The following is an 8,174-nucleotide window of genomic DNA, read 5'->3' as shown; positions in this document are numbered from 1 at the left end:
CCGGCCGGGGACGCGCAGCAGGACGCGGGCAGCCGAGCCCCGCAGTTCGCGCCGCGTCGGCAAAGGGGGCGCTGGCGGCGACGACAACGGCCTTTCTGAGCCGCGTGCGAAGCGCTTCGGGAAGCTGGGCCAGGACCTGCTCCAGCGCACCACCGCTGCTCAACAACAAGCAGGCGGGCGCCTGCAGCTGCGCCAGGGCGTCCAGCGCGCGGCGGGACAGCGCAACGGATTCGCGCCGGTAGACCTCGGCGCGATGCACGCGCGCGCCGCGCGCCGCCAGCGTCGGCACCAGCAGGTTGCGTCCATCGGGCGCGGTGACGAACCCGATCTCCGCACCGCCCAGGTCGGCCAGCGCGGGCAGTGCCAACAGGCCTTCGCTGTCCATGCGACCGGGAAACGACACCTCGGCGATGCCGGCGCGGCGCAGTGCCGCGGCGGTCCCCGCGCCTACCGCGAACCAGGCCTGTCCCGGACGTGCGTGCAGCCGTTCGAGCGCATCCGCGGCGACCACGGCGGCGGGGCTGGTGAATACGACCCGCGGGCACTGCAGCGCCTTCCGCAAGTCGGCCCGGGTGGTCGCGTCGTCACAACGGCGGATGCGCCACGGCGACAGCGCCAGCAGACCTGCGCCGTGCCGGCGAGCGGTGCGGCGCAGCGCCGCGTGGCCGCCCTGGGGCCGAAGCGAGATGACGTACCATGCCGGCGGCGTTGGATGTCCCATGCGCGGATTATGAGCGATGAGTCTGGAAGAAGCCCTGCAGGAACTGCGTGAGTACTGCCGCGGCATGCCGCCGGTGGCGGCGATGCAGGTCGAGGTGGAGGGAATGCGCGGCGATGCGCTGCGCCTGATAGCGCCGCTGTCGGCCAACGTCAACGACAAGGGCAATGCCTTCGGCGGCAGCCTGACGTCGCTGATGACGGTGGCCGGCTGGGGACTGGTGACGCTGAAGTTGCGTTTGGCCGGCCTGAAGGCCGAGGTCTACGTGGCCGACAGCCAGATCCGCTATCTCGCGCCGCTGTACAACGACCTGGTCGCCGAGGCGATGCCCGCCCAGGGGCAATCCTGGGACACGTTCATCGACACGCTCGTGCAACGTGGGCGCGCCCGCATCCAGGTCGAGGCGAAGGTCCTGCTGCCTGAAGGCGGACTGGCCACCACGCTCAGCGGGCGCTATGTCGCCATCGCGAAGCGGTAGCATGCGGTCAGCAACGGGAGGGGATGCCATGCGGGTGATCGCACGAATGCTGTGGGTGTTGGGGCTGCTGGCGGTACTGGCGCCGGCCGGGGCCCAGAGCCGGATGCAGCGCGGCAAGCTGCAGCAGGTGCAGGATGCCTACGCGGCCTCCATCCGCTGGGGCGATTTCGAGAACGCCTGGCAGGCCGTCGATCCGGCCTACCGCGCCGAACACCCCATGACCGAGCTGGAGTTCGAGCGCTACAAGCAGATCCAGATATCCGGTTACCGCGATCTCTCGACCCGCGGCGGACCCGATGGCACGGTGGAAAGGGCCGTGGAGTTGCGTGTCATCAACAAGCACACCATGGCCGAACGGACGGAACGCTACGTCGAGCGCTGGCGCTGGGATCCCGAGGCCAAGCGCTGGTGGCTGGTGGTAGGCATGCCCGACCTGTGGAAAGGCCAGTAGTCGCCCGGCGTCCGCGGCGGCGTCCTGTGCGACAATCGCCGCCCGCTCCACGGTCGCCAACCCTGTGAATTTCGAAGAAATCCTGGCTTTCGCCACCCGTTCGCCCTTCAACCAGATCCTGTCGCTGGCGCTGGTCGCCCTGACGGTGGCCATCGTGTACACCGAGATCGCGCGCCTGTTCCGCGGCTACAAGGCCCTGCGTCCGGCCGAGCTGACCCATCTGGTCAACAGCGAGAACGCCCTGGTCGTGGACCTGTCGGCAAGCAACGACTTCGAGAAGGGCCACATCGCCGGCAGCCGCAACGTGCTGCCCAGCAGCTTCGGCCCCGAGCACAAGCTGCTGGCCGGGGCGAAGTCCCAGCCGGTGGTGCTGGTGTGCCGCACCGGGCAGACCGCGGGCGCCGCCGCCAAGCGCCTGAAGAAGGCCGGCTTCGAGAAGGTCTACGTGCTGGACGGCGGCGTCGCCGCCTGGCAGCAGGCCGACCTGCCGCTGGTCAAGGGCCGCTGAGTCCGCCTGGCCGGTATGGCCCCTTGAAGCGGGGCCGTGCCGGCGCCATGCCATAATCTTCCATTCACTGCATCAAGCCTGATTCCGGAGTACGAAATGTCCGACGAGCCCCCCAACGGCGCGGTCGCGCCCGCCGAAGCCGCTGGCCCTGCCTTCACTGTCGAGAAGATCTACGTCAAGGACGTTTCCTTCGAAGTGCCCGGCGCCCCGGCGATCTTCACCGAGAACGTGCAGCCGGAGCTGCAGCTCAACCTCAACCAGCGCGTGCAGCGCCTGGGCGAGAATGCCTTCGAAGTGGTGCTGGGCGTGACCCTGACCTGCAAGGCCGGCGACAAGACCGCCTACGTCGCGGAAGTGCAGCAGGCCGGCATCTTCGGCCTGATGGGCCTGGAAGCGCAGGCCGTGGACGTGCTGCTGGGCACCCAGTGCCCGAACATCCTGTTCCCGTACGTGCGCCAGCTGGTCAGCGACCTGGTGCAGGCGGGCGGCTTCCCGCCGTTCTTCCTGCAGCCGATCAACTTCGAGGCCCTGTACGCCGAATCGCTGCGCCAGCGCGCCGCGCAGGGCGACGCCAGCCTGGCCAACTCGGAACCCGCCGGCAACGCCTGATCCGTGATGCACAATCCCGTCAGGGCGGCGACGCTTCGCACAGGGGTGACGGATGACTGATCTGCAAGCAAGCACACCGCTGAAGATCGCGGTGCTGGGTGCCGGGTCGTGGGGCACGGCGCTGGCCGCGCTGATGGCGCGGCATGGCCACGCCGTCACCCTGTGGGGTCGCGATCCCGTGGTCGCCGCAGCGATCGACGCGCAGCACGAGAACACGCGCTACCTGCCCGGTATCCCGCTGCCGCTCACGCTGCGCGCCACCACCGATCTGGAAACCTCGCTCAAGGGCGCCGACCAGGTGCTGGTGGTGGTGCCTTCGCACGCCTTCACCGAAACGCTGCGCAAGCTGGCGCCGCTGCGTCCCCTGGGCGCGGGCGTCGCGTGGGCCACCAAGGGCTTCGAGACCGGCTCCGGCCGTTTCCTGCATGAGGTGGCCGAAGACATCCTGGGTCCCGACGTGCCGCTGGCCGTCGTCACCGGTCCTTCGTTCGCCAAGGAGGTCGCGCTGGGCCTGCCCACCGCGGTGACCGTGCATGGCGCCGATCCCGTGTTCGCGCAGGCCGTGGCCGACGTGATGCATGGCCCCGCGTTCCGCGCCTATACCGGCGACGACATGGTGGGGGCCGAGCTCGGCGGCGCGATGAAGAACGTGCTGGCCGTGGCCACCGGCGTGGCCGACGGCATGCAGCTGGGCCTCAACGCGCGTGCGGGCCTGATCCCCCGCGGCCTCAACGAGATGCTGCGCCTGTCGGCCGTCATCGGCGCCAAGCCGGAAACCCTGATGGGGCTGGCCGGTCTGGGCGATCTGGTGCTGACGTGTACCGGCGACCTCTCGCGCAACCGCCGCCTGGGCCTGGCCCTGGGTCGCGGCCAGTCGCTGCAGGACGCGGTGCGCGAGATCGGCCAGGTGGTCGAGTCGGTGCAGACGGCGGATGAAGTGATGCGCCAGGCCGACCGCCACGGCATCGACCTGCCGATCTCCAGCGCGGTACGCGCCGTGCTGCATGGCGAGCTGACCCCGCGCGATGGCCTGCAACAGTTGCTCGCGCGCGAACAGAAGCCGGAGTATCCGGAAACGCTGTTCAAGTAACGCAGCGCAAGCGAACAGCCCGGCCTCACCGCCGGGCTTTTTCTTTGCCGCATGAAAAAGCCCGGCCACAGGGGCCGGGCTGGGTGCGACGCGGGGAGAGAGGACGCGTCGCGGGGGAGCGGTGTTGCGTGTTACCAGGTGAAACGCGGACCGACGAACCACTGGGTATCGTTGTCGGCGAACTTCACGTCGCCGCTCAGGCCCCAGTTCTGGTTGAACTTCACCTGCGCACCCAGACGGCCGTAGAAATCGCCGTCGAAGTCGCTGCCGTCCTCGTAGCCGACGGTGGCGAAGCCTTCGAACTTCGGCGCGATCGCGCCACGCACGCCGACTTCGGCGCTGTAGCCGTTCAGATGGTCGCCCGGCACCTTGTAGCGCTCATAGGCCACGCGGGTGATCAGATCGGCGCGCTGGCTGATCTCGTGGTTGTAACCCACGCCGAAACGGTAGTTGTCGATATCGACGTTGGTGTCGTCGAACTCCTGCGTGGTGTAGTCGCCGAACAGGTGGAAATTCGGGGCGATGGCCACCGAACCCTTCACACCCCAGCCGTCGGCGTCCGGCAGGCCGTCGCTCAGGTTGGTCGCGGTGTAGCCACCTTCGACGTAGTTGTAGGACACGCCTTCCGCGGCCGAAGCAGCGAACGGAGCGGCGGCCAGCAGGGTCAGGGCAAGCAAGGACTTCTTCATGGGGAACGCCTTTCTGTTTGTTGTTGTGTGTCCATCGCGATGCACTGCGACGGTGGGCGCAGTATCCGCTTCACCTCACAACATCCCCTGAATATCAAACTGACCAGTACATGAATTAAGCGTGCGGCAGGGGAACTTGCGGCGCTTGCATGCAGCGCGGATGTCCGTTCACGGGCGGGCGCGACGAATGAACCTGCAGGCGGAAGGAATTCGCGGCGCATGCAAGGTGTGCAGGTTTTTCGGGCGATCAGGAGAGGCGTGATGATCGAGGAACAGGGACGTACGGGAGAGCAGGAGGAGCGCGACGCGGTCTCGCCGGGGATGGACGACATGCTCTCCCTGGACGACGACGAATGGCGCGCGGTCTTGGCCGCATTGCCCGCGTTGGTGAGCGCCCGCGCGCGCAACGGTGAACGCACACGCGCCTTCGTGGACGCGGTCCTGTGGATCGCCGCGACGGGCCGGCCCTGGGTGCAGTTGTCGTCGAGTGCCGGTCCGTGGCACAGCGTGTATGTCCGGTTCACGCGGTGGGCCCACGAAGGGCTGTGGGACAAGGTGATCGTCGCCCTCGATGACCGATCCCAAAAGGCAGGATTGCTCCGGCGGCTGGTCACCACCTACCTGCGGTCGCGGTCGCCCGAAGAGCGCAGGTAGCGGACTGGCCTGCAGTGCGCCAGCGTGGCGACGCCACGCGGCGCGGAGGGTGACGTGGCGTCTCAGTCGCCGGGCGCGTCGACATCGCGCGCATCGGGCGACTGGCGCGCGACGATGCTGGTGGCGGTCAGGTCGCCGGTGACGTTGCCGGTGGTGGCGAATACGTCCGGAATGGTGTCCACCGCCAGCAGCAGGCCCAGCGGTTCGATCGGCAGGCCCATCGACTGCGTTACCGGCAGCACCGTCGCCATGAAGCTCACCTGTCCCGGCAGGCCGATCGATCCCAGGCTGATCACCACGGCCAGGGCGGCACCGGCCGCCAGCGTCACCGCATTCACATCGATGCCGTACGCCCAGGCGACGAAGCACGCCGCGACGATGTACTGGATCGGGCTGGTGATGCGGAACAGCGTCACCGCCATCGGCAACACCAGCGCGGCTACCGCGCGCGGATGGCCCAGGCGGAAGCGCGCGCTTTCCACCATTGCGGGCAGCGACGCCAGCGATGACTGCGTGCTGGCGGCCACCACCTGCGCGGGCAGGATGGCCTTGGCGAAGGCGAGCGGGGACTGGCGCGCCAGCACCGCGACCAGCACGTAGCAGATCAGGGTCGCGCCCAGGTACATGCCGCACTGCAGGGCGATATAGCCCGCCAGCGCGCCGATCACGCCGATGCCCGCCTGCGCGCATACCGCAAGCACCAGTGCGAACACGCCGATGGGTGCGGCCAGCAGCATCCAGCGCACGATGACGATCATGGTGTCGGCGATGCCGTGGCAGAAGCCGATGATCTGGGCGCGCCGGTCCTCCTGCACGCGGGTCAGTGCGAAACCGAAGAACAGGGCGAACACCACCACCGGCAGCATCGCGCCCTGCGCCGCGGCCATGATGGCGTTGCTGGGAACGACGGAGCCGATCCAGTCGGCGAGCCCGGGCGCGGCCACTGCGCCGGCGGCGGGCAGCGTGCCGCGCAGGGTGGCCGTCAGCGCTTCGCTGGGCGGCACCATCGAAAGCACGAGCGGCGCGACGATGGCCGCATAAGCCGCGAACAGCGACAGCAGGGCAATGAACACCACCATCGCGCGGCGGGCGACGCGGCCAGAGGCGGCCGCATCGCTCGCGGTCGCCACGCCGAGGATCACCAGCGACAGCACGAGCGGCACGACGGTCATCTGCAGGCCGCTAAGCCACAGCTTGCCGAGGGGCTGGGCGATGGCCACGGCCGTGCCCGCGGTCGCGGGCAGCCAGTGCGCCAGCGACAGACCGACCAGAGCGCCGGCCGCCAGGCCGATCAGGACGCGCGCGGTGGCGCCGGGCCACCTCACGGCGCACGCTCCGGCAGCCGCCAGGCATGGGCAAGGCGTTCGTACTCCGCGCGCGGCAGCAGCACGAACACCGGCCGGGCGTCGGGACGCAGCCAGGCCAGCATGCCGTCCATCGTCTCGGCCGCCATTGCGGTGCAGCCGGCCGTGGGCTCGCCCGGCGTGCGCCACAGGTGGGCGAAGATGCAGCTGCCGGCGCGCGGGGTGGCGGTCGGGTTGTGGCCGATCACCAGTCCTTCGCGATAACGCGGATCGCCGTTGTTGTGCAGATCCAGACGCATCGGCTCGGTCGAGCCCTTCGCCGCCGCCTCGCCCTCGGTACGGGTATCGATGATGCGGTTGTACAGCGGCGAATCCGGCACGTCGATGCAGTAGCTGGTGGCCTGCATCGGCCGGTAGGGCATGGCGGTGGCGGCCTCGCCCGCGTAACCGAATGCCTCGCCAAGTGTGAATACGCCTGCCGGCGCGCGACCGTCGCCTTCCTGCTTCTGCGGTCCGCCGGACTGGGCCGGATGCAGCCCCAGGCCCCACGCCGCGCCGTTGCGTCCCACCGAGATAGGCGACGATGTCGACGCCGCCTGCCATCGCCCATCGCGAAGCTCGAAGCGTTGCAGCGTACCCGTGGTGGCATCCCAGCCATCGGTCACCACCAGCACCAGTTGGCGGGCATCGCGCCAGGCCTGCGGGGCACTGGCCGGTTGGCCGGTGGCGCACGCATTGGCGCCGCATGCCATCAGGGCGGCCAGGCCGAAAGCGCGCAACGAGCGGTGTGGAAACGACAGTATGGGCATCACGACTCCAGCAGGTGATGGATGCGTTCGAGGTTGATGGCGAGCTGGCGGTGACGGTCCGGATTGGCCTGGCACAGCAGGACGAACACGAAGTCGAGCAGCGATTGCAGCGACGAGCGGTAGAGCAGCTGTTCCACGTGCGCCTCAGGATCGTGCGCGGAGATCACCAGGGCGGCGTCGGCATGCGCGCGCAACGGGTTGGCGGTATGGCGGGTGATCGAGATGACCTTGCCCTCGCACGCCTGGAACTGCCGGCTGACCTGCGACAGTTCGGGCAGCTTGCCGAACTCGGAGAACATCAGCAGCACGTCGCCCGGCCGCGCCGCGGACAGGTTGGCCATCATCAGGATGGGATCGGCGTGATGGACCGTCAGCAGTCCCAACAACGACAGCCGCATGGCGAACTCGCGCGCGAACAGGCCGTCATCGCCCAGGCCGCAGACGAACACCTTGCCGGCCTGGTCGATCATCTCCACGATCGGCTCGATCTGCGTGCGCGGATTGAGGCTGCGGGTCTCTTCCTCGGCGGCCAACTTGCTGCGGCGCAATCCATCCTGCAGCCGCTGGTAGGCGTCGGGCGCATCGTCCTGGACGGCCTCCGGTAGCTGGGTGTGGCCGTTGCCGTTGCGGGCGATCGCTTCGCCGATGGTGTACTTGAGGTCGGGATAGCCCTTGAAGCCGGACTTCTGGGCGAACTTCACCACGCTGGACTGACTGATGCCCAGCGCGCTGGCCAGCTGCTGCGAGGAGTAGTCGCGCAGCAGGTGCGCGTTGTCCAGGATGAAGTCGGCGATGCGGCGCTCGATGGCCGACATCTGGTCGCGTTCGGAACGGATCTTCACCAGGGGATTCGTCATGGCCGGA

The 8,174-nt window shown here is 68.8% G+C and carries 11 protein-coding genes; 6 read left to right on the top strand and 5 right to left on the bottom strand.

What is annotated here, in order from left to right; translation table 11 throughout:
* A partial coding sequence (locus tag CSC76_RS10965) for a uroporphyrinogen-III synthase (RefSeq protein ID WP_162110045.1) occupies window positions 1-721 on the bottom strand: 721 nt, incomplete at its 3' end.
* 16 nt (window positions 722-737) lie between these two features.
* Between CSC76_RS10965 and CSC76_RS10960 the strand changes: the two genes are divergently transcribed.
* From CSC76_RS10960 to CSC76_RS10940, 5 genes are all read left to right on the top strand, one after another.
* Window positions 738-1,196: a YiiD C-terminal domain-containing protein gene (locus CSC76_RS10960; RefSeq protein WP_162110044.1), complete on the top strand. Its 459-nt coding sequence runs from the start codon at window positions 738-740 to the stop codon at window positions 1,194-1,196.
* 28 nt (window positions 1,197-1,224) lie between these two features.
* Entirely contained in the window at window positions 1,225-1,647 is a 423-nt protein-coding gene (locus CSC76_RS10955) for a hypothetical protein (RefSeq protein WP_162110043.1), read from the top strand.
* A gap of 64 nt (window positions 1,648-1,711) precedes the next feature.
* Window positions 1,712-2,155, top strand: a complete 444-nt coding sequence (locus CSC76_RS10950; RefSeq protein WP_162110042.1) for a rhodanese-like domain-containing protein — start codon at window positions 1,712-1,714, stop codon at window positions 2,153-2,155.
* 96 nt (window positions 2,156-2,251) lie between these two features.
* Entirely contained in the window at window positions 2,252-2,764 is a 513-nt protein-coding gene (gene secB / locus CSC76_RS10945) for a protein-export chaperone SecB (protein ID WP_162110041.1), read from the top strand.
* A 52-nt stretch (window positions 2,765-2,816) separates the two neighbouring features.
* On the top strand, window positions 2,817-3,854 hold the full coding sequence (locus tag CSC76_RS10940; protein WP_162110040.1) for an NAD(P)H-dependent glycerol-3-phosphate dehydrogenase: 1,038 nt from the start codon (window positions 2,817-2,819) through the stop codon (window positions 3,852-3,854).
* 131 nt (window positions 3,855-3,985) lie between these two features.
* Here the strand turns inward: CSC76_RS10940 and CSC76_RS10935 are convergent, their stop codons facing one another.
* Window positions 3,986-4,543, bottom strand: a complete 558-nt coding sequence (locus tag CSC76_RS10935; protein ID WP_162110039.1) for an OmpO family porin — start codon at window positions 4,541-4,543, stop codon at window positions 3,986-3,988.
* Window positions 4,544-4,804: 261 nt separating this feature from the next.
* Between CSC76_RS10935 and CSC76_RS10930 the strand changes: the two genes are divergently transcribed.
* Window positions 4,805-5,197, top strand: coding sequence for a transposase (locus tag CSC76_RS10930; RefSeq protein WP_162110038.1), 393 nt, complete (start codon window positions 4,805-4,807; stop codon window positions 5,195-5,197).
* Window positions 5,198-5,259: 62 nt separating this feature from the next.
* Here the strand turns inward: CSC76_RS10930 and CSC76_RS10925 are convergent, their stop codons facing one another.
* From CSC76_RS10925 to CSC76_RS10915, 3 genes are read right to left on the bottom strand one after another with little or no spacing between them, the layout of a single operon-like run.
* A complete protein-coding gene (locus tag CSC76_RS10925) occupies window positions 5,260-6,522 on the bottom strand; it encodes a dicarboxylate/amino acid:cation symporter (protein WP_162110037.1) in 1,263 nt (420 codons plus the stop codon).
* The gene (locus tag CSC76_RS10920) at window positions 6,519-7,310 is read right to left on the bottom strand and encodes a L,D-transpeptidase family protein (protein ID WP_162110036.1); all 792 of its coding nucleotides are present in this window, start codon (window positions 7,308-7,310) and stop codon (window positions 6,519-6,521) included. The genes CSC76_RS10925 and CSC76_RS10920 overlap by 4 nt, the downstream gene beginning before the upstream one ends.
* Window positions 7,310-8,167: a MurR/RpiR family transcriptional regulator gene (locus CSC76_RS10915; RefSeq protein WP_162110035.1), complete on the bottom strand. Its 858-nt coding sequence runs from the start codon at window positions 8,165-8,167 to the stop codon at window positions 7,310-7,312. The genes CSC76_RS10920 and CSC76_RS10915 overlap by 1 nt, the downstream gene beginning before the upstream one ends.
* Window positions 8,168-8,174 lie beyond the last annotated feature (7 nt).

Origin of the sequence: Pseudoxanthomonas mexicana (genome assembly GCF_010093385.1) — a bacterium.
GTDB lineage: Bacteria > Pseudomonadota > Gammaproteobacteria > Xanthomonadales > Xanthomonadaceae > Pseudoxanthomonas_A > Pseudoxanthomonas_A mexicana.
This window is presented reverse-complemented; position numbering and strand designations above follow the sequence as displayed.